Genomic DNA, 24,118 nt, shown 5'->3' with positions numbered 1-24,118 from the left:
GGGCATTTTTTATTTCAGCTTCAGGCCGCCATCGCGAACACGGACGGTGGCGTAAACAGCTGTTGCATACGCCACAAATCCACAGTGGGAGCGAGCTTGCTCGCGATGGCACTTCAACGGCCTGCCCAAAGGCCAGGGGATCACCGAAACGCCGGCACCACCTGCTGGATAAACAGCTCCAGGGATTTTTTCTTCTCTGCATGGGGCAAGCTGTTATCGCACCAGAAGCTGAACTCATCCACACCGAGCTCCTGGTAATACTTGATCCGGGCGATGATTTCCTGCGGTGTGCCGATCATGGTGTTCTTGCGGATATTCTCCAGTTGAAACTCGGGGCGCTCGGCGAACTTTTCTTCCGGGCTTGGCGCGAGGAAGCCATTGACCGGCACTTGTTTGTTGCCGAACCAGGCGTCGAAGGTGCGATAGAACTTCGAAATGGCCTTGGCGCCGACTTTCCAGCCATCGGGATCATCGGTGGCGTGCACGTGGGTGTGGCGCAGCACCATCAGCTGGGGACGTGGCACGTCAGGGTTGTTGTCCAGGGCCGCCTGGAACTTGTTCTTCAGGTCCAGGACTTCTTCATCGCCTTTCATCAACGGCGTAACCATCACGTTGCAGCCATTGGCGACGGCGAAGTTGTGGGAGTCCGGGTCGCGGGCGGCGATCCACATCGGTGGGTGCGGCTTGCGGATCGGCTTGGGCACGCAGGTGGACGTGGGGAATTTCCAGATATCGCCATCATGGGCGTAGTCGCCTTGCCACAGGGCACGCACTACCGGGACCATTTCCCGCAGGGCCTGGCCACCGGAGGAGGCCGGCATGCCACCGGCCATGCGGTCGAATTCCACTTGATAGGCGCCACGGGCCAGGCCGACTTCCATGCGCCCGTTGCTGATTACGTCCAGCAGCGCGCATTCACCGGCTACCCGCAACGGGTGCCAGAACGGCGCGATGATGGTGCCGGCGCCCAGGTGGATGGTGGTGGTCTTGCCGGCCAGGTACGCCAGCAACGGCATCGGGCTTGGCGAAATGGTGTATTCCATGGCGTGGTGTTCGCCGATCCACACGGTGCTGAAACCGCCGGCCTCGGCCAACAAGGTCAGCTCGCTCAGGTCCTCGAACAACTGGCGATGGCTGACGCTTTCGTCCCAGCGCTCCATGTGTACGAACAGGGAAAATTTCATGGCGCTATCTCTTGTTGTTGACGATCGGTTCAGGCGAGGACGGGCAGGGCGCCCATCTTGCCGTGGCAATAAACCAGCGGCCCCGGTGTGTGCTGTGGCACGATCAGGTTCTTCACGGCGCCGACCATGATGGCGTGGTCGCCGCCTTCGTATTCACGCCACAGTTCGCATTCGATGATGGCGGTGGCGTTGCTCAGCAACGGGTTGCCCAGCTCGCTCAGGGTCCACTCGATGCCTTGGGCCTTGTCCTTGCCTTTGCGGGCGAAGGCGTAGGCTTCGCTCTGTTGCCCGCCGGAGAGCAGGTGGATGGCGAAGCGTTTGTTCTTGATCAACACCGGATAGGAATCTGAGCTGTAGTTGGGGCAGAACAGCACCAGGGCCGGGTCCATCGACAATGAACTGAAAGCGCTGGCGGTGAGGCCGACGATTTGCCCGTCATCGTCCAGGGTGGTAATCACCGTCACGCCGGACGGGAACGAGCCCATGACTTGTTTGTAAACGTTGGCATCGATCATTTCGCAGTCCTCGCACTCAAGCGGTTATGACGCAGTATTCATCAGTGAGCGCCGGCGGCCTTGTTCAGGTCACTCTCAGCCCATTGTGTGTAGACGCAGGCATCGGCCGTGGCCCAGCGCACGCGCACCGGATCGCCGGCCTTGAGCGGCATGCCGGCGGCGGAAAGTGCCTTGACGGTCAAGGAAGTGCCGCCAGGCGTGACGACGCTGCAGGTCTGGCTCTCACCGAGAAACAGCACTTCCACGACCTTGGCGGCGACTTCATTCCAGCCGGCCGGCAAGGGTTCCTGTGCCGCTTGTTCCACGCTCAGGGCCAAGGCTTTTTCCGGACGTACCATGAGCAACACGTCCTGGTCGGTTTGCAGCCCGGCGGTCAGTCGGATCGACAGCGACTGCCCTTCGAACGACGCTGCCGCGTTGCCCTGGGCCTTGAGCTTGAAGAAATTTGAATTGCCCAGGAACGATGCGACGAAGGCATTCGGCGGGTTCTGGTAGAGGTCGTAGCCGCTGCCCAGCCCGACGATCTTGCCGTGGCTGAAAATCGCGATGCGCTGGGACAGGCGCATGGCTTCTTCCTGGTCGTGGGTCACGTAGACAATGGTGATGCCCAGGCGCCGGTGCAATTGGCGCAGTTCGTCCTGCAAGTCCTCACGGAGTTTCTTGTCCAGGGCGCCGAGGGGTTCGTCCATCAGCAGGATGCGCGGCTCGTAGACCAGCGCCCGAGCAATCGCCACGCGCTGCTGCTGACCGCCGGACAGTTGCGAAGGGCGGCGATGGGCGAACTCGCCCAACTGCACCAGCTTGAGCATGGCATCGACCCGGCGCTCACGTTCAGCGGTCGCCAGTTTGCGGATCGCCAACGGGAAGGCGATGTTGTCGCGCACCGACAGGTGCGGGAACAGCGAGTAACGCTGGAACACCATGCCAATGTCGCGCTTGTGCGGCGGTACGTTGACCAGGGATTTGCCTTCCACCAGGATTTCGCCGCTGCTGGGGGTTTCGAACCCTGCCAGCATTGACAGCGTGGTGCTCTTGCCCGAGCCGCTGGAGCCGAGGAAGGTCAGGAATTCACCGTCCTGGATCTCCAGGGAAATATCGTCCACGGCGGCAAAGTCGCCGTAGTGCTTGTTCAGGTTGCGCAGACTGACCAGGGTCTTGTTGTTCTGTTGTGCAGGGTCTTTGACGGCACTCATCGTGTTCTCCTAGGCGCTCAGGCGCTGATTTCGTTGCGCCGGCGCAGAGCGGCGGCAATCACCATCACCAACACCGAGAGGCCGATCAGCAGCGTCGAGGCGACGGCGATCACAGGCGTCAGGTCCTGGCGCAGGGTGGTCCACATTTTTACCGGCAAGGTTTGCAGGGTCGGGCTGGCCATCATCACGCTCAGCACCACTTCATCCCACGACACCAGGAACGCGAACAGGGCGCCGGCGACCATGCCCGGGCGAATCGCCGGGAAGGTCACCTTGAACACCGCCTGCAGGCGCGAGGCACCGCAGATCACCGCCGCATCCTCGATGGACTGATCGAACAGCTTGAGCGAGTTGATGATCGAAATGATGGTGAACGGCAGCGCGACGATGACGTGGCTGACCACGAACGCGAACATCGTCCCGGTGTAGCCGAGCTTGAGAAACAGCGCGTACACCGCCACGGCGATGATCACCAGCGGCACGATCATCGGCAGGGTGAACAGACCGTAGAGCATTTCCCGGCCCGGGAAGCGCCCGCGTACCAGGGCAAATGCCGTCGGCAACCCCAGCGCCACGGCGCAGACGGTGGTCAGCACAGCGACCTTGAGGCTGGTCAGCGCCGCGCTCATCCAGTCGGGATTGGAAAAGAACTGGCCGTACCATTTGAACGTCCAGCCCGGCGGCGGGAACACCAGCCATTGGGATGAGCCGAACGACAACAGCACGATGAAGACGATGGGCAGCAGCAGGAACAGCGCGATCAGGCCCGTGGTGAAATACAGGCCGAACCGCATGCGCCGGCTCATGGCATTGGGGGTCAGGAGCATGACGGCTTACCTCGCGTTGCTGGCGCCCACCGGGGATTCCGGTTGGAGCTTCAGGTAGAAGTAGAACAGCACCAGCGTGATCGCCACCAACAACGCGGCGCCGGCGCTCGCCAGGCCCCAATTGAGGAATGACTGCACCTGCTGGATGATGAATTCAGGCAGCATCATGTTCTGCGCACCGCCCAGCAGCGCCGGGGTCACGTAGTAACCGAGGGACATCACGAACACCATCAAGCCGCCGGAAAACAGCCCCGGCCGGCACAGCGGCAGGAACACCCGGAAGAAGTTGGTCCAGGGACTGGCACCGCAGATAGAACCGGCCTGCAGGATCATCGGGTCGATGGCCTGCATGGTCGCCTGCAATGGCAAGACGATGAACGGGATCATGATGTAGCTCATGCCGATCACCACGCCGGTGAGGTTGTGCACCATCTCCAGCGGCTGGTCGATGATGCCCAGGGCCATCAACGCCTTGTTCACCACGCCGGAGGCTTGCAACAGCACCAGCCAGGAATAGGTGCGGGCGAGCAGGCTGGTCCACATCGACAGCAGCACGATATTCAGCATCCAGCGGCCCCAGCCACGGGGCACCAGGGTAATGGCCCAGGCCAGCGGGAAGCCCAATAGCAAGCTGAACAACGTCACCAGCCCGGCCACCGAAAAGGTGTTGAACAACACCCGGGCGTAGGCCGAGTTGGCGAACAATTGTTCGTAGTTGCCCAGCCCGGGCACCGGCTCCAGCACGCCGCGCAACAGCAGGCCGATCAGCGGTGCCAGGAAGAACAGGCCGAGAAACAGCAGGGCCGGGAGCAGATTGCCGGCCCCGCGCCAGCGTTGCAGCAAGGACGGGGTTGGCGCGGCAACAGGCTTGACGGTTGCCACACCGGCAGCGCCAGGGGCGCCCCCGGTGTGCTGGGTTGCCGTTGCGGACATTTTCATTTGACCAGCCATTCGTTCCACCGTGTCGCGATGTCCTGACCGTTCTTGGCCCAGTACGCGAAATCAAGCGTGATCTGATCCTTGGCGTAGGCGGTCGGCAGGTTGGGGGCAAGCACCGAATCCAGGCGAGCGATGCTGTCGACGTTGACCGGTGCATACGCGGTCAGGTTGGAGAAATCGGCCTGGCCCTTGGCGCTGCTGGCGTTGGCCAGGAACTTCATGGCCGCTGCCTTGTTTTTCGAACCCTTTGGAATCACCAGGATGTCGGCCATGACCAGGTTCTGCTTCCAGCTTACGCCCACTGGCGCGCCGTCCTGTTGCAGGGCGTAGATGCGACCGTTCCAGAACTGGCCGATGCTGGCTTCACCGGAGGCGAGCAATTGTTGCGACTGCGCACCGCCGCCCCACCAGACGATGTCTTTCTTGATGGTGTCGAGTTTCTTGAAGGCGCGGTCCAGGTCCAGCGGGTAGAGCTTGTCGGCTGCGACGCCGTCTGCCAGCAGGGCCAGCTCAAGCACGCCCGGGCTCGGCCATTTGTACAAGGCGCGTTTGCCGGGGTAGGTCTTGGTGTCGAACAGCGCGGACCAGTCTGTCGGCTTGCCGGAACCGAGCTTGCCTTCGTTGTAGCCGAGGACGAACGAGAAGTAGAACGAGCCGACGCCGTGATCGGACACGAAGCGTGGATCGATCTTGTCGCGCTGTACCACCGAGAAATCCAGGGGCTCCAACAGGCCTTCGGCGGCGGCGCGCAAGGCGAAGTCCGCCTCGACGTCGACGACGTCCCACTGCACGTTGCCGCTTTCGACCATGGCCTTGAGCTTGCCGTAGTCGGTCGGGCCATCCTGGACCACGGTGATGCCGCTGGCCTTGCTGAACGGATCGGCCCAGGCCTGCTTCTGCGCGTCCTGGGTGCTGCCGCCCCAACTGACGAAGTTGACGCTTTCAGCGGCCATCGACGCCTGGCTGGTGATACTCAACAGGCCCGCAAACAGGATCGCGGCTGCACTTTTCTTCAACACCATTTTCACGCCCTCATTGTTGTGTTTATAGAGCGGGCTTGGTTTACCCGCTTATCGGGAGCTTTGGGTCCATCGGTCTTGCAAACGCCGTTCAGGATCGTCCGGTCGATGGAATATCATATTATGGTATTCCAAACTTTCTGCAAGCATTTTGCCGTACCGGTTATCTGTCTGGGCGAGTTTGGTGCATCTCTGTGGAAGCGGGCTTGCTCGCGAAGACGGCGGTAGATTCAACATTGTTGCAAGCTGATCCACCGCTTTCGCGAGCAAGCCCGCTCCCACAGGTTTTGGGTTGCTCGGTCTCACCCGCTAAACGCGATACTCTCCACCACCTCCAGGTCATACCCCGTCAACCCCGCGTACTTGAGCGGCGGGCCGAGGTGACGGAGCTTGCCGACACCCAGGTCCTGGAGAATCTGCGCGCCGGTGCCCACTTCAGAATAGATGCGCGATTGCGAACGGCTGAATTGCCGTGGTGGCTGGGTGAGTTGCGGCACGCGTTCGAGCAGCGCCTGGGACGACTCGTGGTTGGCCAGCACGACCACCACGCCGCAGCCTTCCTCGGCGACGCGTTGCAGGGCGGCCCAGAGCGTCCAGTTGGACGGGCCGTTGTATTCGGCACCGACGAGATCGCGCAGCGGGTCGATCACGTGGACTCGCACCAGGGTTGGCTCCTCGCGGCGAATGTCGCCCATGACCATTGCCATGTGCACACCGCCTTCGATGCGATCCTCGAACGTGAACAGACGAAAGGTGCCATGCACCGTTGGCAGTTCCCGTTCACCGATGCGCACCACGGTGTGCTCGGTGCTCAGGCGGTAGTGGATCAGGTCGGCGATGGTGCCGATCTTGATCCCATGCTTGCGAGCGAAAATCTCCAGGTCCGGGCGACGTGCCATGGTGCCGTCGTCGTTCATCACTTCGACGATCACCGACGCCGGGGTAAAGCCCGCCAGCCGCGCCAGGTCGCAACCGGCTTCGGTGTGCCCGGCGCGGGTCAGTACGCCGCCTTCCTTGGCGCGCAATGGGAAGATATGCCCCGGTTGTACGATATCGACCGGCCCTGCATCAGGGGCTACCGCCGCCGCCACGGTGCGGGCCCGGTCGGCGGCGGATATGCCGGTGGTCACGCCGATTGCGGCCTCGATGGACACCGTGAACGCCGTGCTGAACACGCTGCCGTTGCTCGGCACCATCTGTTCAAGGCCCAGGCGCTGGCAATGTTCGTCGGTCAAGGTCAGGCAGATCAGGCCGCGGGCTTCCCGGGCCATGAAGCTGATGGCCTGGGCGCTGCAACAATCGGCGGCCAGCAGCAGGTCACCTTCGTTTTCGCGGTCTTCGTCGTCCACCAGCAACACCATCTTGCCCAGGCGGTAGTCTTCGATGATTTCCTGAATGCTGTTAAAGGCCATGTCGGGCTCTCTTTGTTTGGGTGCTTGATGGAAACGCTATTTGGTATACCATAATACAAAACAAACCGAGAGGTCACTATGAAGGCGTACTGGATTGCTCACGTGGATGTCACCGACCCCGATCAATACAGCCAATACACCCAACGGGCACCGGCGGCGTTCGCGTTATACGGCGGTCGGATGCTGGCCCGGGGCGGGCGCAGCGAGGCGATGGAAGGCAGGGTCACGCCGCAGCGCAGCGTGGTGATTGAATTCGACTCGTATGAACAGGCGGTGGCGTGCTATCAGTCGCAGGAGTATCAAGAGGCGAAAAAGCACCGCGAAGGCGTGGCCCGGGCGCAGGTGATCATCGTCGAGGGCGTGGCGCCCTGAAACCGGTCAGCGGATGAAGTGAATCTTGCCGCTGTCGTCATTGCCCATGTAGATACCATAGACCCCGGCCTGGCGTTCCTCGATGTAACGTTCGAGGATCTGCCGGATGGCCGGGTAATAGATGCTGTCCCAGGGAATGTCTTCAGGGGCGAAGAACCGGCAGGCGAGGGTTTCCGGGCCGAACTGGCCGGTGATCTCCAAGGCGATGGCGCGGAAGATGATGTACACCTCGCTGATCTTCGGCACGCTGAAGATCGAGTAGGGCGAGACGATCTCGGCGCGTACGCCGGTTTCTTCCCAGACTTCGCGCAGCGCCGCCTGTTCGGTGGTCTCGTTGCCTTCCATGAACCCGGCCGGTAGCGTCCAGGTGCCAGGGCGCGGCGGGATGGCGCGCTGGCACAACAGGTATTTGCCGTCCTGCTCAATGATGCAGCCGGCAATGATCTTCGGGTTGACGTAGTGGATGTAGCCACAGCCGCCGCACATCAGTCGCTCATGGGTATCGCCCGCTGGCAGGCGGTGACTGAGGTCACTGCCGCCGCACTTTGGACAAAAGCTCGGGCTGAACATGATTAGCGACCTATGCGAGGTTCTTTGAGGGCGATGGGCTGGGTGATTTCGGGGATCTCACCGGTCTCTTCCTGCTTGCGTTTCAAGTATTCCAGGGCGACCTTGGCGGCGGCGCGCACGTGGTCGACACAAGCCTGGTGGGCGGCCAGGGGATCGCCGCTCTTGATCGCCTCGACCATGCGCTCCATTTCCTGGTTGCTGGAACCACGACGGTTTTCCTGGGACACCGAAGTCGCCCGCAGGTAGCTGATGCGTGCCTGCAACTGGCGCAACTGGGTGGCGGCGACGTGGTTGCCGGAGCCTTCGAGCAGCACGTCATAGAAACCCTGCACCGAATCCAGCACCTGCTGCAGCTCACCATCCTTGAGGGATTTGCGGTTTTCTTCGAGGGCCTTTTCCAGCGCCTTGATGTCCTTGGCCTTGGCCCGCAGGGTGAACAGCTGGACGATCAGGCCTTCGAGCACGCAACGCAGCTCATAGATGTCGCCGGCGTCGGCCAAGGTAATGATCGCGACCCGTGGGCCCTTGGCGTCGGCAAACTCCACCAGGCCTTCGGATTCGAGGTGGCGCAAGGCTTCGCGTACCGACGTGCGGCTCACGCCCAGGCGATCGCACAGGTCGCGTTCCACCAGGCGATCACCGGGCAGGAGCTGGAAGTTCATGATGGCGCTTCGCAGTTTATCCAGCACGATCTCGCGCAGGGTAACGGGGTTGCGATTGACCTTGAAGCTGTCGTCGAGTGGCAGGCGTTTCATGGGGTCCGCTCTGTAATATGGCTGTCCATGTCAAACGAGCAATGTCCGTGCACGTTCGGGTCAAACAGCCGAGGGTTGACTGGAGGCCTCGGCATCGGCTTCGGCGAAGGCTTCACGGGCAAGCCGGAAACTGTCCACGGCAGCGGGAACGCCGCAATAGATACCGACCTGAAGCAGAATTTCGCGTATTTGCTCACGACTCAAGCCGTTACGCAAGGCGCCACGCACATGCAGCTTGAGTTCGTGCGGGCGATTGAGCGCCGAGATCATCGCCAGGTTGATCATGCTGCGCTCCTTGAGCGATAAACCCTCGCGACCCCAGACATGGCCCCAGCAATATTCGGTGACCATTTCCTGGAGCGGCCGGGTGAAGTCGTCGGCGTTTTCGATGGAGCGGTTGACGTAGGCCTCGCCCAGTACCTGGGTGCGGATCTTCAAGCCTTGTTCGTACTTGTCGTTGCTCATCGCTGCGTGCTCCCAAAGTCTTCGAGCCCACCCATCAAGGTGTATTTGAGTTCCAGGTAATCGTCGATGCCGTATTTGGAGCCTTCGCGGCCCAGGCCTGACGACTTGATGCCGCCGAACGGGGCGACCTCTGTGGAGATCAGCCCTTCGTTGATGCCGACCATGCCGTACTCCAGCGCCTCGCTCATGCGCCAGGCGCGACCCAGGTCGCGGGTGTAGCAGTAGGCGGCGAGGCCAAACTCGGTGTCGTTGGCCAGTTGCACAGCTTGGGCCTCGGTGCTGAAGCGAAAGACCGCCGCCAATGGCCCAAAGGTCTCTTCCCGGGCGACTTTCATCTGGGCGGTGACGCCGGACAGCACTGTCGGCTGGAAGAAACCATGGCCGAGGGCATGCCGCTCACCGCCGCAGAGCAACCGGGCGCCGTGGGCAAGGGCGTCCTGGACGTGATCCTCGACCTTGGCGACGGCTCGTTCGTTGATCAGCGGGCCTTGGCTGACGCCAGCGTCGAAGCCGTTGCCAACCTTCAGTTGCGCCACACGCTCGGACAAACGCGCCACAAAGGCATCATGAATTCCGTCCTGCACCAGCAAGCGATTGACGCAGACACAGGTTTGCCCGGCGTTGCGGAACTTGGCGACCAGCGCACCTTCGACAGCCCGCTCCAGGTCGGCGTCGTCGAAGACGATGAAAGGCGCGTTGCCGCCCAGTTCCAGCGACACCTTTTTCAAGGTCGGCGCGCATTGGGCCATGAGCAATTTGCCGATGGCCGTGGAGCCGGTGAACGACAACTTGCGCACGAGCGGGCTGGCGGTCAGTTCGCCACCGATGGCCACGGCGTCGCCGGTGATGACATTGAAGATCCCCGCAGGAATGCCGGCCTGTTCCGCCAGCACCGCCATCGCCAGGGCGGAAAACGGCGTCTCTGGCGCGGGTTTGACGATGCAAGGGCAACCCGCCGCCAGCGCTGGACCCGCCTTGCGGGTGATCATCGCGGCGGGAAAATTCCATGGCGTGATGGCCGCGACGACGCCGATCGGCTCTTTGCTGACCACAATGCGCGCATCGGCCTTGTGGCTGGGAATGGTGTCGCCGTAGATGCGCTTGGCTTCTTCGGCGAACCATTCGATGAAGCTCGCCGCATAAACAATCTCGCCCTTGGCTTCGGCCAGCGGTTTGCCCTGTTCGAGGGTGAGGATCTCTGCGAGGGCGTCGGCGTTTTCAATCATCAGCCCATGCCAACGCTTGAGGGCCTGGCTGCGTTCCTTGGCGGTCAATGCGCGCCAGGCCGGCCAGGCGCGGTTGGCCGCAGCGATGGCCTGGCGGGCGTGTTCGGCGCCCAGGTTGGGCACCCGGCCGATCAGTTCACCGTTGGCCGGGTTGAAGATGTCCTGTTGCGCACCGTTGGGTGCGTCCAGCCATTGGCCGTCGATATAGGCCTGCTGGCGGAACAGTTGCGAGGCTGCTGGGCTCATGCCGGCTCCTGAAAAATAGGGGTTGTACTCAGTGTGGGAGCGGGCTTGCTCGCGAAAGCGGTGTGTCAGATGACATCAATATTGACTGACCCACCACATTCGCGAGCAAGCCCGCTCCCACAGGGGGCGACTCAAGTCAGCGCAGGCAGCGGCCCCAACTTGCCTTTGTGATAAATCATCGGCGTGACCGGCTGCTCGGGCAGGATCAGGTTTTTCACCGCGCCGACGATGATCGCGTGGTCGCCGCCGTCGTATTCGCGCCACAGCTCGCACTCGATGATCGCCGTGGCGTTGCCCAGCAGCGGGTTACCCCGTTCGCTCAGGTGCCAGTCGATACCCTTGGCCTTGTCCTTGCCTTTGCCGGCAAACGCATAGGCTTCGGCGGTCTGGTCGGCGGACAACAGGTGAATCGCAAACTGCTTGCTGTCGCGCAGGATCGGGTAGGTGTCAGAGGCATAGTTGGGGCAGAACAGCACCAGCGCCGGGTCGATCGACAGCGCGCTGAACGCGCTGGCGGTGATGCCGACGATGTTCCCATCCGGATCCAGGGTGGTGACCACCGTGACGCCGGAGGGGAAGGAACTCATGACTTCTTTGTAGATGCCGGGTTCGATCATTTTCAGGACTCCTAACGCATCACGAATGGATCAGGCATCGGCGCCTGGGACAGGTTGATCCACACCGTTTTCAGTTCGGTATAAGCCAGCACCGAATCGATGCCGCTCTCGCGTCCATAGCCGCTGTTCTTGAAACCGCCGATGGGCGCCATGGCCGAGACCGCACGGTAGGTGTTGACCCAGATGATCCCGGAGCGCACATCCCGGGCCAGGCGATGGGCGCGGCCCAGGTCGCGGGTCCAGATGCCGGCGGCGAGGCCGAACTGTGAATCGTTGGCGATCGCCAAGGCTTCGGCTTCGTCCTTGAACCGGATGACCGAGGCCACCGGACCGAAGACTTCTTCCTGCATGATCTTCATCGAGTTGCGGTCGCATTCGAACAGCGTCGGCTCATAGAACCAGCCTTCGCCCAGGTTCTGCGGGCGCTTGCCGCCCAGGCGCAGGCGCGCGCCTTCGGTGATGGCATCGGCGACCAGCCCTTCGACCACGGCCAACTGCTGTGCGGTGGCCATGGGACCCATTTCGCTGCTGTCGTCCTGCGGATTGCCGATGCGGATGCGTTGGGCACGCTCGATCAGGCGTGAGACGAACTCGTCGTAGATTTCATCTTGAACCAGCAAGCGCGAACCGGAGACGCAGCTCTGGCCCGATGCGGCATAAATGCCGGCAATCGCACCGTTGATGGCGCTGTCGAGGTCGGCATCGGCAAAAATGATATTCGGCGATTTGCCCCCCAGCTCAAGGGACAGCTTGGCGAAGTTCTCGGCGCTGCTGCGCACCACATGGCGGGCCGTGGCGGCGCCGCCGGTGAAGGCGATCTTGCGCACCAGCGGATGGCGGGTGAGGGCGGCACCGGTGCTGGGGCCGTAACCGGTGACGACGTTGACCACCCCTGGCGGAATACCCGCTTCCAGGGCCAGGCGCGCCAGTTCGAGAATGGTCGCCGAGGCGTGTTCCGATGGCTTGATGACAATGGTGTTGCCCGCCGCCAGCGCCGGCGCCAGTTTGATCGCCGTCAGGTACAGCGGGCTGTTCCAGGGAATGATCGCCGCGACCACACCCATGGCTTCGTGCACGGTGTAGGCAAACAGGTCGGGTTTGTCCAGCGGCAGGGTGCCGCCTTCGAGCTTGTCGGCCAGGCCTGCGGTGTAGTGGAAAAACTCCGGCAGGTAACCGACCTGGCCGCGAGTTTCACGGATCAGCTTGCCGTTGTCGCGGCTTTCCAGCTGGGCCAGTTGTTCTTTGTTTTCGGCGATCAGATCGCCCAGGCGCCGCAGCAGTTTGCCCCGGGCGGTGGCGGTCAGGCCACGCCAGGCGGGGCTTTCAAAAGCGCTCTGGGCGGCCTGCACGGCACGCTCGACGTCGGCTTCATCGGCGTCGGGCAACTCGGCCCAGGGTTGCGCCAGGGCCGGGTTCAGGCTTTCAAAGGTCTTGCCGGACAAGGCATCGACCCATTCACCGCCGATGCACATCGAAAAACGTGCGAGTGTCATGCAACGATCCCCTTTATTGGATTTTTCTGGGTGCTTGCCGTGTCGAGAAAGGTCAGCAGCAACTGGTTGACCAGGCGCGGCGACTCTACCGGCATCATATGCCGTTGCTCGGCGAGCACGGCAACCGTGGCGCCGGGAATTCGCTCGGCCAATTGCTGGGCCATTTGCGGCGTCGAGCCCGGGTCCAGTTCGCCGGTGGCGATCAGCGTCGGCACCTGGATGTTGCCCAGGTCCTCGGCGCGATACATGTCCTGGGTGGCGAACAACTCATAGGTGGTCAGGTAACCCTGGGGATCGTTCCCCGCCAGGGTCTGGCGCAGCGCGGCGATCTGCGCCGGGTTCGCCGCCTGGTATTCACGGCTGAACCAGCGCGACAACGCGGCTTCGGCATTGGCGTCCGGTCCGTGTTCGGCGGCCTGGGCGGTGCGGGCGATCACACCGGCGCGCTGTTCGGCGCTGCGGTTGAACACACTGTTGAGCACCACCAGGCCTTGCAGGCGTTGCGGATAGTGCAAGGCAAACGCACGGGCCACCAGGCCGCCCATGGAAAAGCCGATCACCGTTGCCTGAGGCAGTTGCAGGTGATCGAGCAGCTCCAGCAACTGGTCGGCATACCCGAGCAACGGCGTGCCGCTTGGCGGACGCGGGCTGGCGCCATGGCCAAGCATGTCGTAGGCAATTACACGGTACTTCGTGGCCAGGCCAACGACCTGGCCGCCCCACATTTCTTTGTTCAGGCCCACGCCGTGGATCAAGACCACGGGCTGGCCTTGGCCGGTTGCCAGGTAACTGGTGCCGGCCGGGGTGAGTTCAGCGGTGAGCCGAATCATGGAGCGCTCCTGCATGCCTTTTTATTGTGGTTGCCCGGCCTGGATCACTGCGCGTTTTCGGCGGCCAATTCTTCCAGATCGATATAGCGGTTGCCGATGCGCGGGTGCAGGCGTCCACCATCGGCGCAACCCAGCACCACGACGATCTCGTCGGCGCGCGGCGCGTCTTCGATCTGCATTTCCAGGGTGATGTAGTGCGAACGCAGGCCTTCGTCATCCTTGTGCATCATCGGAATCTGGATCGAGGTACCCGGGCCGCCGCGCTTGTTGGTAAAGCTCAGGTAGCTCTTGGCCTTGACCGCTTCACGGTAATGGTTGCCGAAGCGCAGGGTATGGATCACGGCGGAAGCGTGCTCGATTTCACCGTCGGCGCCCACCACGGCAGCCTTGCCATAGGCTTCGATTTTTTCCGCGCCGCCAATGATGCCCACCAGGCGCTCGACCATCAGCGCGCCGAGGTCGGAGCAGTTGGCGCGGATCTCAGGCTTGAGGTCTTCCACGAAGCCCCGGCCCAGCCAAGGGTTTTTCATGACCACCGCCAGCCCGACCATGGTCACCGGCTTGTCGGTGGCCTTGCCGCCTTCGATGAAGGTTTCTTCGACATAGCTGACGATCTTGCGAATTTCGAAACTCATGAGCTGCTCCCTGGGAGGATGGAATGTGTCAGTGCGTATGATGGTATACCATAATACTGAAGACGCAAATCCCCCCTGTCGATTTGCATTCGGGAGGCGACCGAAGGCCTGATGGAACGGCTGATCCTGGAGCGGCCCCGCATCATCGCGGGGCGGACGGGCTCTCGCTCGTGCATCGTTATGGGGCGCGGCGTGCCCCAGGGGTTGCGATGCCCGGCGGCGCCAGGGCGGTACGGCGCGTTCGCTCGGTAAATGAGTAGAAACTTCCCCGTTGCGGGTCGCTGGTATCAGCCAGGCCCCAGTCGTGCGAGCGCGGCGCCCGCGCAAAAGCCATGCAGGACGATGCGAGGGCAGAGGATTTATGGGGTTCTATTCATGAATGTCGCCAGATCGAAGAATAAATTCGCCTTTCGCCTGCCCTGCAATTGTTTTTCTATTAATGGAATGAGCCGCTACGCTTAGGCACAGCCTTTGCTAAGCATTCATTGGCCGGGTTTAAAGCACGGCGCCCCAATTCGCGATGCCCATCCATGGAGGATTCCCAGAACCGCACTCATCAAGACAAGGCAAGGCCAGACCATCGGAATGACGAAGTAATAAGAAATGCCGTGTAGAACGCGGCTGGGAGTTGGCTATGCCCCACGCTTTTTTCAATGAAATGTATGACGCCCAGGGTAACTGCCGCCCGCACTACCAAGCCTTTTCACGCTGGCTGGCGGACACCCCCCTTGAACTGCTCGAACAACGCCGCCGCGAAGCTGACCTGTTGTTCCATCGAGCCGGTATCACCTTCACCCTCTATGGCGACGAGCAGGGCACCGAGCGCTTGATCCCGTTCGACATCATTCCCCGCAGCATCAAGGCCAGCGAATGGCAGACCGTCGAGCGTGGCTGCATTCAGCGAGTCCAGGCTCTGAATATGTTCCTGGCCGACATCTACCACGGGCAACACATCCTCAAAGAGGGAATCATCCCGGCGGAACAGGTACTGGCCAACGAGGGTTACCAGATCGCAATGCAGGGCCTGAACCTGCACCGTGGCACCTACGCCCATATCGCCGGCGTCGACCTGGTTCGCGACGGTGACGGCAGCTACTACGTGCTGGAGGACAATTTGCGCACGCCCAGCGGCGTGAGCTACATGCTCGAAGACCGCAAGATGATGATGCGCCTGTTCCCTGAGCTGTTCGCCGCCCAGCGCGTGGCGCCGATCGATCATTATCCGAACCTGCTCCTCGACACCCTCAAGAGCTCCAGCCCGCTGGACAACCCCACCGCCGTGGTCCTGACCCCGGGTCGTTTCAACAGTGCCTATTTCGAACATGCGTTCCTGGCACGAGAAATGGGCGTGGAGCTGGTGGAGGGCGCCGATCTGTTCGTGCGTGACGACCATGTGTACATGCGCACCACCGCCGGCCCTCGGCAGGTGGATGTGATCTATCGCCGACTTGACGACGCCTACCTCGACCCGCTGTCGTTCAACCCCGATTCCATGCTGGGCGTGCCCGGGCTGATCGCAGTTTACCGAGCGGGCAATGTGGTGCTGGCGAACGCGGTTGGCACAGGCGTCGCCGATGACAAGTCGATCTACCCCTACGTCGACGAGATGATCCGCTTCTACCTCACCGAAGAACCGATCCTGAAGAACGTGCCCACCTGGCAATGCCGCAAGCCCCAGGACCTGTCCCATGTGCTGGCGAACCTGCCCGACCTGGTGGTCAAGGAAACCCAAGGTTCCGGCGGCTACGGCATGTTGGTCGGCCCGGCCGCCACGGCCGCGGAGATCGAAGATTTCCGTGCTCGGCTCAAGGCCCGCCCCGAAGCCTACATCGCCCAGCCGACCTTGAGCCTGTCCACGTGCCCGACCTTCGTCGAGAGCGGCATCGCGCCGCGCCACATCGACCTGCGTCCGTTCGTGCTGTCGGGCAAGGAAACCCGCCTGGTGCCAGGCGGGCTGACCCGCGTGGCGTTGCGCGAAGGCTCGCTGGTGGTCAACTCGTCCCAGGGCGGCGGCACCAAAGACACTTGGGTAGTGGAGGACTAAGACATGCTTTCAAGAACCGCTTCGGACCTCTATTGGATGTCCCGCTACTTGGAGCGCGCCGAGAACCTGGCGCGCATGCTTGAAGTCAGTTATTCGTTGTCGCTGATGCCTCAGGCCGGACGCAGCGATGGTCATGCCGAACTGGCAATGTCGCTGTTGGCGGCTGGCACGCTGGATGACTACAACGCGCGTTATGACGCCCTCAACAGCGAGCGCATGCTGCATTTCTTTGCCCTGGATGAAACCAATCCCGGCAGTATCTACAGCTGCCTGCGGGCGGCACGGGCCAATGCCCATGCGGTGCGTGGACGCATCACTGCCGACATGTGGGAGAACATCAACGCCACTTGGCTGGAGATGCGCAACATTGCCAGCAACGGGCTGGGCCGCTACGGCATCAGCCATTTCTGCGAATGGGTCAAGGAGCGCTCGCACCTGTTCCGCGGCGCGACGTCGGGCACGATCATGCGCAACGACGCCTACTGCTTCATTCGCCTCGGGACCTTTATCGAGCGGGCGGACAACACCTTGCGCCTGCTCGACGCGCGCTACGAAATGTTCGGCGAGGAGTCGGAAGAGGTCAGCGACAACTCGGCACGCGGTTACTACCAGTGGAGCGCCTTGCTGCGGGCCTTGTCTTCATTCGAGGCGTTCAACGAGATCTACCGTAACGCGCCCAACGCCGAACAGGTCTCGGAAATGCTCTTGCTGCGGGCCGACGTACCGCGTTCGCTGCACGCCTGCATCGAGGAGCTGGACCACATCCTCGCCAGCCTGCCCGGCAACAACGGCAGGCCGGCGCAACGCCTGGCCGCTGAGCTGAACGCACGCCTGCGTTATTCCGGAATCGATGAGATCCTCGCGTCGGGCCTGCATCAATGGCTGACCGAACTGATCGACCAGATCCGCCACTTGGGCCAGACCGTTCACGAGTCTTACCTGGAGGTCGTATGAAACTGTCCATACGCCACGACACCACTTATAGCTATGCCGATGAGGTGTGCACCAGCATCCAGTTCCTGCGCTTGACGCCCAAGGACAGCCAGCGCCAACGCATTCTTGAATGGCACTTGGAGCTGCCGCGGTTGGTGCGCAGCCAGATCGACCCCTACGGCAATATCCTGCACGTGATGACCATGGACGAACCCCACGGCGCCTTGGTGCTGACGGCTTACGGTCAGGTGCAGATCGATCAGACCGTGGAGAAGGAGACAGACAGCCAGTCGCCATTGCCGTTTCTGCGCACCAGCCGCCTGACCCAGGCCGATGACGTGCTCAGCGCGTTTGCCTTGGAGCAGTGCGGGGCACGGCGTGATCGTGCGGCGCTCACCGACTTGATGAACGCTCTGGCTGCACGCATGCCCTACAGCCCTGGCACGACGGCGGTCAGCAGTACGGCCGCCGAGGCGTTTGCCGGTGGGACGGGGGTTTGCCAGGACCATACCCACGCGTTCCTGGCGTGCGCGCGCAGCCTGGGTATTCCGGCGCGTTATGTCTCCGGTTATTTGTGTACCGAAGATGAGAGCCACCTGGCGAGCCACGCTTGGGCTGAAGCCTGGCTGGATGACGGCTGGTACAGTTTCGACGTGACCAATCGCCTGACCCGTCCCGACCGCCACCTGAAACTGGCGGTCGGCCTGGACTACCTCGACGCCTGCCCGGTACGCGGCATGCGCCGGGGCGGCGGGGCAGAGCAGATGCAGGCGCGGGTCCAGGTGAACTCGATGGTGCAGGTGCAGCACTGATCAAGAGACGTTAAGGCTGAAGGCCTCATCGCGAGCAAGCTCGCTCCCACAGGTTCCGCACTTTGGATCCCTGTGGGAGCGAGCTTGCTCGCGATGGCGGTGTGTCAAATGACATCAACCGCTCGAACCGGATTTGAACACCCCGCTGAGGACGAAAGCGTAGCGCTCCGGGCGGATAAAGAATGTCGTGCGGTCGCAGCAGCGGCCATCGGCAAAATAGGACGTGCGCTCCATGACCAACAACGCGGCCCCGCGCTTGATGTGCAGCGCGTTGGCCAAGCTCTTGTCGGCTTCTTGGGCACGGATGGCCAGGTCGGCACGGGTAACCGCCATGCCGGTGATTGACTCGAGGATGGAGTAGATCGGCTGATGTTCGACTTCCGCCCAGGCCACGCTGCCCAGCTCGGCGGGCAGATGACTGCGTCCCAGGGCGATAGGTTCATCGTCGACCAGGTGCAGGCGCTCCAGCAGCAGGCAGTCGCCCGTCGCTTCGAACACCCCGCGCAGGTTTTCTGGAACAGGCTGCAAGGTATGGCTGAGCACCCGCATGCTCGGTTGCAAGCCCTGCAACAACAACGCCTCATGAAAGCTGCGCAACGCATCGAGGCCGTGGCGTACCTGCTTGGCCGCGACAAAGGTGCCTTTGCCCTGTTTGCGTTCCACCACGCCGTCATCGCTGAGCTTGCCCACCGCCAGGCGGACCGTGACGCGGCTGACCCCGAACCGCTCGCCCAATTGCGCCTCGGACGGCAGCTTGCCGCTGGGCTCGAAGTCGCCGCGTTGAATTTCCTCCAGCAACCGATGGGCAATCTGTTCGTAAAGCGAGGTGGTGCTGTCGCGCAGAATGGACGTGGACACTGTCAGCTTCCATGGCCTTGAGTGGGGCAGGGTGCCTTCACTTCTAAGGTTATAAAAATAGGTTATTGGGACAACTTGTATTAATACGTATTATGTCAGGCATTCCCATTGTAAACGACCTGACGACACTTGCCATGCTCAAACCACTTTCTCACCCAAGGCCGCAGGCCGACGCGTTGACGGTCGATGGCATCAGCTTCAGCTACCCCAACGGGCATCGGGTGTTTTCCTCGTTCAGCCTGAACGCCAAGCCCGGCGAGTTCGTCGCCATCCTCGGGCCGTCCGGCTGCGGGAAAACCACCTTGTTGAACCTGCTCTCAGGTTTCGTTCAGCCACAAAGCGGCCGGGTCACCCTCAACGAGACCGCGGTACGCCCGGAGCGTTCTGAGTTGGGGTATGTGTTCCAGGCGCCGCAACTGTTTCCCTGGTTGAGCGCCCTGGAAAACGTCCGTTTCGGCCTGCGGATGAGCGCCCAAACCGACGAATCGCAGCAGCGTGCGCAGGCATTGCAATACCTGCGCCTGGTCGGTCTGGAAAGTGCGGCGCAGCGGTTGCCGCACCAGCTTTCCGGCGGGATGCAGCAGCGTGTTTCCCTGGCCAGGACCCTGGCATTGGAACCCAGCGTCTTGCTGATGGACGAGCCGTTCGCCGCGCTCGACGCCATCAGCCGCAACAGCATGAACGAAGAGACCTTGCGCATCTGGGCCGAACTGGGCCAGACGGTGCTGTTCATCACTCACGACATCGATGAGGCGGTGTTCCTGGCCGATCGGGTCATCGTGCTCAACATCGCGCCCGGCGGTATTCATAGCGAGCTGGAGATCGACCTGCCGCGCCCTCGCACCCATCTGAAAACCCGTCGCCTGCCCGCGTTTCTCGATTACCGCAACGAGCTGATGGAGCGCATCGCCTACGTGATGGACGCGCCCCACACCACTGTTCACCCCACCCCTCGACTCGAGCTGACCGCATGATCAAACGTTCGCTGCTTGCCCTTACCTTGTCTGCCGCCACGTTGGCCGGCAGCACGTTCGCCGTGGCCAACGAGGAGAAAACCTTGCGTGTCGGGTATGTCTTCGCCATGGCCAACGCGCCGGCGCTGATTGCCGACAAACAGGGTTACTACCGCGAGGAAGGCTTGAATGTCGACCTCAAGGCGCTGGGCGATGGCCCGGTGATCCAGCAGGCGCTGGCCGCCGGCGAGCTGGACATGGCCTACGTCGGCACGCCGCCGGTGTACCAGTGGTTTTCCCGGGGGCTGCAAAGCCGGATCCTGGCGAAGGTCAACTACGGTCAGGCTGCGGTGATTGTCGACGCGAAAAGCCCGATCACCGCCCTGGAAGCACTCAAGGGCAAGAAACTCGCCGGAGTGAAGAAGGGCAGCGGCATGGATGTGCTGTTGCGCGGTTATGTGCTGAAGGAAAAGGCCGGGCTCGATCCTGACAAGGACCTGGACATCATCGACATGCCGCCGGGCAACATGAACGCCGCTCTGGAGCGCGGTATCGTCGACGCCGCGTTTTCCTGGGAACCCTTCGTCAGCCAGTCGGTGCTGCGCGGTTCGAGCCGGATCCTGCTGGATGTGAACCAGGCGCTGCCCCAATACCCGTGGTACGTGGTGATTGCCTTGCCAAAGACCTTGCAGGAACGCCCGGACGATGTGGTGAAGCTGCTGCGTGCCCATCGCAAGGCCATTGCCTTCCTCAACGAACATCCCGCCGAGTCGAACCGGCTCATTGCCGAGGCATTCAAGCTTGAAGCGGTGCAAGGCCCGGACGGCAAGACCATCGCCCCCGAAGCCATCGTCGCCCAGGCCCGCACCCGACTGGGCTGGTCGGCGGACTTGCAGGCGACGGATATCCAATTCATCCAGCGCCTGATGGACTACTCCCATGATCTGGGTTTTATCGACACCACGCTCAAGACCGAACAGATCGTGGATACCTCCTTCCTGGAAAAAGCCGCGCATTGAGTCCGTCATGTCCTTGCCAAAACCGAACTGGGGATGGGCGTCGCTGCCGTTCCTGCTGTTGATCTGGGTGGCCCTGGCCAGCCGCTTTCCCACCTACATCCTGCCGCAGCCCTGGGATGTCGCTCGCGAGGCCGTGCGCTGGCTGGGCGATCTTTCGCTGTGGCAACACCTGCGAGCCAGCGTCCTGGAAGAACTGGGTGGTTTCTGCGCGGCGGTGGTCGTTGCGCTCCTGCTGGGAACGGCCGGTGGATTGTCCTCACGCTTTCGCGACTTCATTTCGCCGCTCAACAGCTTGTTCATGGCCATCCCACCCATCGCTTGGGCGCCGCTGATCATGATCATTTTCGGCCTGGGTTATGTCTCCATCGTGCTGGTGATTTTCATCGCCGCGATGTTCCCCATGGCGGTGACCATCCAGGAGGGCGTACAGAGCATTCGCGGCGGTGAAGTCCGAGCGGCGCGCACCCTGGGCGCCAATTCGTGGCAATTGCTGGCTCATGTCTACCTGCCGGCCTCGTTGCCGTTCGTGACCGCCGCCTTGCGCATCGGCTTCAGCCAGGGCTGGAGGGCGTTGGTCGCGGCGGAAATGATCGGCGCTTCCCAGGGCATCGGCTGGATGGTGTCCACTGGCGGGCAGATCGGCAACAGCAGCCAGGTACTCCTGGGCATCGTCGTGATCGGCCTGATTGCCTGGCTGATGGAAAGTTTTGTGTTCCGGCGCATCGAGCGCCACTACCAGAAATGGCGCGTGCAATAAGCCCGGCCCCTAGCCTCTCAATTCCTTCAAATCTTCAGTGAACCATTGCCCGAGGTGTCATGTGAGTAACGTTTTCGATCCCCGCGAAGCCGGGCACTACATCGCCCCGCAAGGCCTGTACGAGCGCAACAAGCAACGCCCGTTCCTGGGCAGTGTCCACTGCGACCGGGACACGCTGGTGGCCGGGCAATGGGATGAAATCACCCTGGTCTACGAGGTCGGCGGCAGCGGCCTGGCAGACGGTGCCTGGCTCAAGCTGGCCTTCAAGTTCTACTCGGACTGGGCCTTGTTCCAGACCTCGAACCCGGCCGGCCCCAACTATGTCAGCGCCGAATATCACGCCGGCGAGTTGGTGCCCGGCCAGAGCCAGGCCACGGTGCAGCACCTGAAAGTGCGCTTCGACCAGAAGGGCCATGAACGACCATTCCAGAAGGCGATCATCATCGACATCGTCGACGGTTATCTGAATCCGGGAGACAAAGTCATCATTCGCCTGGGCGACCGTCGCCAGGGCGGCGCCGGAACGCGGGTGCAGAGCTTCGTCGAGAAAGACTTCCGCTTCCGCCTGTTCATCGACCCATTGGGCAGCTCGAAATTCGCCGAGGTGCCGGGCGACCCATTGTTGGATATCGTGCCGGGGCCGGCGCAGAGCGTGCAGGTGATCGTCCCTCGGCTGGTCAGTGCGGGGGAGGCGTTCGATGCGTTGGTCAGGGTCGATGACGCCTGGGGCAATACCTGCCGCCACTTGCCGTTGAGCGGCGTGCTGACCCTTGTCGATCCTGAAGGGGGCGAGCGACGACAGCCGTTCACGTTGGCGGCTGAAGGTTGGGCGACGGCTCGGCTCGAGGGACTCGTACTCGGTACCGTGGGAGAGTGGCGGCTGTGCGCCGAAGTGGATGCGCCTTTTGTTCGCGGCGCCCAGGCCTTCGTCACCGTCGATCCGGCCGGCACAGCCTTGCGCCCGCTCTACGCCGACCTGCACGTACACTCCGATGACACCGTGGGCACCAATGATACGTTGTACAACCTCAGCTACGGCCGTGATGTCGCCGGGCTCGACATCCTCGGCTACACCGCCAACGACTTCAACATCACCGAGCAGCGCTGGGACCAGGCGGTCAGGCTGATCCACGAACTCAACGAGCCGGGCCGCTTCGTTTGCTATCCCGGCACCGAGTGGTGCGGTAACTCCTGCGCGGGCGGGGATCGTAATGTGGTGTTCCTCCATGACCGCAAACCCGAGTTCCCTTTTGACAACCAAGGGCGACTGGTGCGCTCCTTCGAATGGAACGAGTTCACCGCCGGCACCATCAAGCCGGGCGCCTGGCCGGTGGACGAGTTGTACGCGGCCTACGCCAAGGACCCCGAAGGCCACCTGATGATGCCCCATGTGGGCGGTCGCCGTTGCAATCTCGACTGGCACCATCCCGAGCTTGAGCGGCTGATCGAGGTTGGCTCGGCCTGGGGTCAGTTTCATTGGGTCTATGCCGAAGCCCTGCAGCGTGGCTATCGGGTCGGTGCTGCGGCCAACAGTGATGAACACCAGGGCCGTTGCGGTGGCGGCGTGCCGGCCACGGCCGTGTTCGGCTCGCGGGGTGGGCTGACCGGCGTGGTCGCCAGCGGTTTTGACCGGGCCAGTGTCGGCAAGGCCCTTCGTGCCCGGCGCACCTTTGCCACGACCGGCGAGCGCTCGTTTGCCAGCTTGCGCCAGGGTCGCCATTTTATGGGCGAGGTCTTCACTGCCGATTCGAAGGCTGTGCTGGATTATCGGCTATTGGGGGAGTCCGGTTGGGAGCAGGTCGATTTGTTCGACGGCGACCGATTGATCTGGTCGCGCAACCTGCATCAGGAGCTGGGGTTTTCCACGCAACGCATTCGCCTGCGCCTGGGCGGTGCGCGGATCAAGGATCGTTATCGCGGCGCCTACTGGACCGGCGAGATCCGCATCACCGGGGCGGTTATCAACGGTTTCCGCGTCTTGGGCCTGGATCATCCCGAGCAGACCGTCTGGCGCAAGGAGGCCACGGTCCTGGCCTTTCGCACCGACACCAACGGCGACACCGACAGCATCGAAATCGACCTGTCGCAACTGGCCGGCGCGACGCTGCAGGTCCACAGCCGCATCGATAACTACGTCAAGGTTGGCGATCCGTCTGAACCGCAACCCTACGTGCATGCCCCCACGGTGCTGATCGAGGTATCCGGCGAACAGCTGCTGGCGCAATCGCAAGTGATCCAAGAGCTACCGGGGGCGGAACTGAAGGTGTCCCTGGAAAGAACCACCGCTGCGCCGTTGCCGCGTGAGTTGCAAGGGACAATCGAACTGGCCCGGTTGAACCTGGAACCCGGCCGCGAACATCCATTGTTCATCTGCGCCCGCCAGCGCGATCAATCCCGCGTCTGGACCTCGGCATTGTTCCTTACGCTGTAGGCGCCCGGGCCGC

Annotated in this window: 24 protein-coding genes; 8 read left to right on the top strand and 16 right to left on the bottom strand. The window is 62.3% G+C overall.

Annotated elements, in window-relative coordinates:
* Positions 1-140: 140 nt before the first annotated feature.
* From AD663_RS14720 to ribBA, 7 genes are all read right to left on the bottom strand, one after another.
* Complete coding sequence (locus AD663_RS14720; protein ID WP_003182137.1) at positions 141-1,184, bottom strand: LLM class flavin-dependent oxidoreductase; 1,044 nt, start codon at positions 1,182-1,184, stop codon at positions 141-143.
* Between the two features lie 29 nt (positions 1,185-1,213).
* Entirely contained in the window at positions 1,214-1,699 is a 486-nt protein-coding gene (locus tag AD663_RS14715) for a flavin reductase family protein (RefSeq protein ID WP_003182135.1), read from the bottom strand.
* Between the two features lie 41 nt (positions 1,700-1,740).
* Complete coding sequence (locus AD663_RS14710; protein WP_003182133.1) at positions 1,741-2,892, bottom strand: ABC transporter ATP-binding protein; 1,152 nt, start codon at positions 2,890-2,892, stop codon at positions 1,741-1,743.
* A gap of 17 nt (positions 2,893-2,909) precedes the next feature.
* On the bottom strand, positions 2,910-3,719 hold the full coding sequence (locus tag AD663_RS14705) for an ABC transporter permease (RefSeq protein WP_003182131.1): 810 nt from the start codon (positions 3,717-3,719) through the stop codon (positions 2,910-2,912).
* A gap of 6 nt (positions 3,720-3,725) precedes the next feature.
* The gene (locus AD663_RS14700) at positions 3,726-4,658 is read right to left on the bottom strand and encodes an ABC transporter permease (protein WP_033046046.1); all 933 of its coding nucleotides are present in this window, start codon (positions 4,656-4,658) and stop codon (positions 3,726-3,728) included.
* A complete protein-coding gene (locus AD663_RS14695) occupies positions 4,655-5,680 on the bottom strand; it encodes an ABC transporter substrate-binding protein (RefSeq protein ID WP_053214019.1) in 1,026 nt (341 codons plus the stop codon). Before AD663_RS14695 ends, AD663_RS14700 begins: the two co-directional genes overlap by 4 nt.
* A 299-nt stretch (positions 5,681-5,979) precedes the next feature.
* The gene (gene ribBA, locus AD663_RS14690) at positions 5,980-7,089 is read right to left on the bottom strand and encodes a bifunctional 3,4-dihydroxy-2-butanone-4-phosphate synthase/GTP cyclohydrolase II (RefSeq protein ID WP_003182125.1); all 1,110 of its coding nucleotides are present in this window, start codon (positions 7,087-7,089) and stop codon (positions 5,980-5,982) included.
* Positions 7,090-7,167: 78 nt separating this feature from the next.
* Here ribBA and AD663_RS14685 point away from each other — a divergent pair, with 78 nt between their 5' ends.
* Positions 7,168-7,461 carry a DUF1330 domain-containing protein gene (locus tag AD663_RS14685; protein WP_053214018.1) on the top strand — a complete coding sequence of 98 codons (294 nt, stop codon included), beginning with the start codon at positions 7,168-7,170 and terminating at the stop codon, positions 7,459-7,461.
* A gap of 6 nt (positions 7,462-7,467) precedes the next feature.
* Here AD663_RS14685 and AD663_RS14680 read toward each other — a convergent pair whose 3' ends face one another.
* The 8 genes from AD663_RS14680 to AD663_RS14645 form a co-directional block, all read right to left on the bottom strand.
* The gene (locus AD663_RS14680) at positions 7,468-8,031 is read right to left on the bottom strand and encodes an NUDIX hydrolase (RefSeq protein ID WP_053214017.1); all 564 of its coding nucleotides are present in this window, start codon (positions 8,029-8,031) and stop codon (positions 7,468-7,470) included.
* Between the two features lie 2 nt (positions 8,032-8,033).
* On the bottom strand, positions 8,034-8,786 hold the full coding sequence (locus AD663_RS14675; protein WP_003182120.1) for a GntR family transcriptional regulator: 753 nt from the start codon (positions 8,784-8,786) through the stop codon (positions 8,034-8,036).
* Positions 8,787-8,846: 60 nt separating this feature from the next.
* Positions 8,847-9,251 carry a carboxymuconolactone decarboxylase family protein gene (locus AD663_RS14670; RefSeq protein WP_003182117.1) on the bottom strand — a complete coding sequence of 135 codons (405 nt, stop codon included), beginning with the start codon at positions 9,249-9,251 and terminating at the stop codon, positions 8,847-8,849.
* Positions 9,248-10,723, bottom strand: coding sequence for an NAD-dependent succinate-semialdehyde dehydrogenase (locus AD663_RS14665; RefSeq protein ID WP_053214016.1), 1,476 nt, complete (start codon positions 10,721-10,723; stop codon positions 9,248-9,250). The genes AD663_RS14670 and AD663_RS14665 overlap by 4 nt, the downstream gene beginning before the upstream one ends.
* A 131-nt stretch (positions 10,724-10,854) precedes the next feature.
* A complete protein-coding gene (locus AD663_RS14660; RefSeq protein WP_053214015.1) occupies positions 10,855-11,340 on the bottom strand; it encodes a flavin reductase family protein in 486 nt (161 codons plus the stop codon).
* An 11-nt stretch (positions 11,341-11,351) separates the two neighbouring features.
* Complete coding sequence (locus tag AD663_RS14655; protein ID WP_053214014.1) at positions 11,352-12,833, bottom strand: aldehyde dehydrogenase; 1,482 nt, start codon at positions 12,831-12,833, stop codon at positions 11,352-11,354.
* Positions 12,830-13,663 carry an alpha/beta fold hydrolase gene (locus AD663_RS14650; RefSeq protein ID WP_053214013.1) on the bottom strand — a complete coding sequence of 278 codons (834 nt, stop codon included), beginning with the start codon at positions 13,661-13,663 and terminating at the stop codon, positions 12,830-12,832. Before AD663_RS14650 ends, AD663_RS14655 begins: the two co-directional genes overlap by 4 nt.
* Before the next feature lie 44 nt (positions 13,664-13,707).
* Positions 13,708-14,298, bottom strand: coding sequence for an amino acid synthesis family protein (locus AD663_RS14645; RefSeq protein ID WP_003182108.1), 591 nt, complete (start codon positions 14,296-14,298; stop codon positions 13,708-13,710).
* Positions 14,299-14,932: 634 nt separating this feature from the next.
* Between AD663_RS14645 and AD663_RS14640 the strand changes: the two genes are divergently transcribed.
* The 3 genes from AD663_RS14640 to AD663_RS14630 are packed head-to-tail and all read left to right on the top strand — an operon-like array spanning position 14,933 to position 18,087.
* The gene (locus AD663_RS14640; protein WP_003182106.1) at positions 14,933-16,342 is read left to right on the top strand and encodes a circularly permuted type 2 ATP-grasp protein; all 1,410 of its coding nucleotides are present in this window, start codon (positions 14,933-14,935) and stop codon (positions 16,340-16,342) included.
* Positions 16,343-16,345: 3 nt separating this feature from the next.
* Positions 16,346-17,296 carry an alpha-E domain-containing protein gene (locus AD663_RS14635; RefSeq protein ID WP_003182105.1) on the top strand — a complete coding sequence of 317 codons (951 nt, stop codon included), beginning with the start codon at positions 16,346-16,348 and terminating at the stop codon, positions 17,294-17,296.
* Positions 17,293-18,087 (top strand): transglutaminase family protein, encoded by a 795-nt coding sequence (locus AD663_RS14630; protein WP_003182103.1) that lies wholly within the window; start codon positions 17,293-17,295, stop codon positions 18,085-18,087. Before AD663_RS14635 ends, AD663_RS14630 begins: the two co-directional genes overlap by 4 nt.
* Before the next feature lie 114 nt (positions 18,088-18,201).
* Here AD663_RS14630 and AD663_RS14625 read toward each other — a convergent pair whose 3' ends face one another.
* Positions 18,202-18,945, bottom strand: coding sequence for a GntR family transcriptional regulator (locus tag AD663_RS14625; protein WP_053214012.1), 744 nt, complete (start codon positions 18,943-18,945; stop codon positions 18,202-18,204).
* Between the two features lie 134 nt (positions 18,946-19,079).
* Here AD663_RS14625 and AD663_RS14620 point away from each other — a divergent pair, with 134 nt between their 5' ends.
* The 4 genes from AD663_RS14620 (at position 19,080) to AD663_RS14605 (ending at position 24,105) form a co-directional block, all read left to right on the top strand.
* Positions 19,080-19,919 carry an ABC transporter ATP-binding protein gene (locus AD663_RS14620; RefSeq protein ID WP_003182099.1) on the top strand — a complete coding sequence of 280 codons (840 nt, stop codon included), beginning with the start codon at positions 19,080-19,082 and terminating at the stop codon, positions 19,917-19,919.
* On the top strand, positions 19,916-20,917 hold the full coding sequence (locus tag AD663_RS14615; protein WP_053214011.1) for an ABC transporter substrate-binding protein: 1,002 nt from the start codon (positions 19,916-19,918) through the stop codon (positions 20,915-20,917). The genes AD663_RS14620 and AD663_RS14615 overlap by 4 nt, the downstream gene beginning before the upstream one ends.
* 7 nt (positions 20,918-20,924) lie before the next feature.
* Positions 20,925-21,674 carry an ABC transporter permease gene (locus tag AD663_RS14610; protein WP_003182096.1) on the top strand — a complete coding sequence of 250 codons (750 nt, stop codon included), beginning with the start codon at positions 20,925-20,927 and terminating at the stop codon, positions 21,672-21,674.
* Positions 21,675-21,735: 61 nt separating this feature from the next.
* Positions 21,736-24,105: a hypothetical protein gene (locus AD663_RS14605; RefSeq protein WP_053214010.1), complete on the top strand. Its 2,370-nt coding sequence runs from the start codon at positions 21,736-21,738 to the stop codon at positions 24,103-24,105.
* Positions 24,106-24,118 lie beyond the last annotated feature (13 nt).

Origin of the sequence: Pseudomonas sp. Q12-87 (genome assembly GCF_001269755.1) — a bacterium.
Classification (GTDB): Bacteria; Pseudomonadota; Gammaproteobacteria; order Pseudomonadales; family Pseudomonadaceae; genus Aquipseudomonas; species Aquipseudomonas fluorescens_S.
Note: the sequence above shows the minus strand (reverse complement) of the source record. Positions and strands in the feature narration are given on the sequence as shown.

Coding starts and splice junctions, on each gene's coding strand:
- AD663_RS14720 (WP_003182137.1), bottom strand. CDS start 1,184: ATGAAATTTTCCCTGTTCGTACACATGGAGCGCTGGGACGAAAGCGTC.
- AD663_RS14715 (WP_003182135.1), bottom strand. CDS start 1,699: ATGATCGATGCCAACGTTTACAAACAAGTCATGGGCTCGTTCCCGTCC.
- AD663_RS14710 (WP_003182133.1), bottom strand. CDS start 2,892: ATGAGTGCCGTCAAAGACCCTGCACAACAGAACAACAAGACCCTGGTC.
- AD663_RS14705 (WP_003182131.1), bottom strand. CDS start 3,719: ATGCTCCTGACCCCCAATGCCATGAGCCGGCGCATGCGGTTCGGCCTG.
- AD663_RS14700 (WP_033046046.1), bottom strand. CDS start 4,658: ATGAAAATGTCCGCAACGGCAACCCAGCACACCGGGGGCGCCCCTGGC.
- AD663_RS14695 (WP_053214019.1), bottom strand. CDS start 5,680: ATGGTGTTGAAGAAAAGTGCAGCCGCGATCCTGTTTGCGGGCCTGTTG.
- ribBA (WP_003182125.1), bottom strand. CDS start 7,089: ATGGCCTTTAACAGCATTCAGGAAATCATCGAAGACTACCGCCTGGGC.
- AD663_RS14685 (WP_053214018.1), top strand. CDS start 7,168: ATGAAGGCGTACTGGATTGCTCACGTGGATGTCACCGACCCCGATCAA.
- AD663_RS14680 (WP_053214017.1), bottom strand. CDS start 8,031: ATGTTCAGCCCGAGCTTTTGTCCAAAGTGCGGCGGCAGTGACCTCAGT.
- AD663_RS14675 (WP_003182120.1), bottom strand. CDS start 8,786: ATGAAACGCCTGCCACTCGACGACAGCTTCAAGGTCAATCGCAACCCC.
- AD663_RS14670 (WP_003182117.1), bottom strand. CDS start 9,251: ATGAGCAACGACAAGTACGAACAAGGCTTGAAGATCCGCACCCAGGTA.
- AD663_RS14665 (WP_053214016.1), bottom strand. CDS start 10,723: ATGAGCCCAGCAGCCTCGCAACTGTTCCGCCAGCAGGCCTATATCGAC.
- AD663_RS14660 (WP_053214015.1), bottom strand. CDS start 11,340: ATGATCGAACCCGGCATCTACAAAGAAGTCATGAGTTCCTTCCCCTCC.
- AD663_RS14655 (WP_053214014.1), bottom strand. CDS start 12,833: ATGACACTCGCACGTTTTTCGATGTGCATCGGCGGTGAATGGGTCGAT.
- AD663_RS14650 (WP_053214013.1), bottom strand. CDS start 13,663: ATGATTCGGCTCACCGCTGAACTCACCCCGGCCGGCACCAGTTACCTG.
- AD663_RS14645 (WP_003182108.1), bottom strand. CDS start 14,298: ATGAGTTTCGAAATTCGCAAGATCGTCAGCTATGTCGAAGAAACCTTC.
- AD663_RS14640 (WP_003182106.1), top strand. CDS start 14,933: ATGCCCCACGCTTTTTTCAATGAAATGTATGACGCCCAGGGTAACTGC.
- AD663_RS14635 (WP_003182105.1), top strand. CDS start 16,346: ATGCTTTCAAGAACCGCTTCGGACCTCTATTGGATGTCCCGCTACTTG.
- AD663_RS14630 (WP_003182103.1), top strand. CDS start 17,293: ATGAAACTGTCCATACGCCACGACACCACTTATAGCTATGCCGATGAG.
- AD663_RS14620 (WP_003182099.1), top strand. CDS start 19,080: ATGCTCAAACCACTTTCTCACCCAAGGCCGCAGGCCGACGCGTTGACG.
- AD663_RS14615 (WP_053214011.1), top strand. CDS start 19,916: ATGATCAAACGTTCGCTGCTTGCCCTTACCTTGTCTGCCGCCACGTTG.
- AD663_RS14610 (WP_003182096.1), top strand. CDS start 20,925: ATGTCCTTGCCAAAACCGAACTGGGGATGGGCGTCGCTGCCGTTCCTG.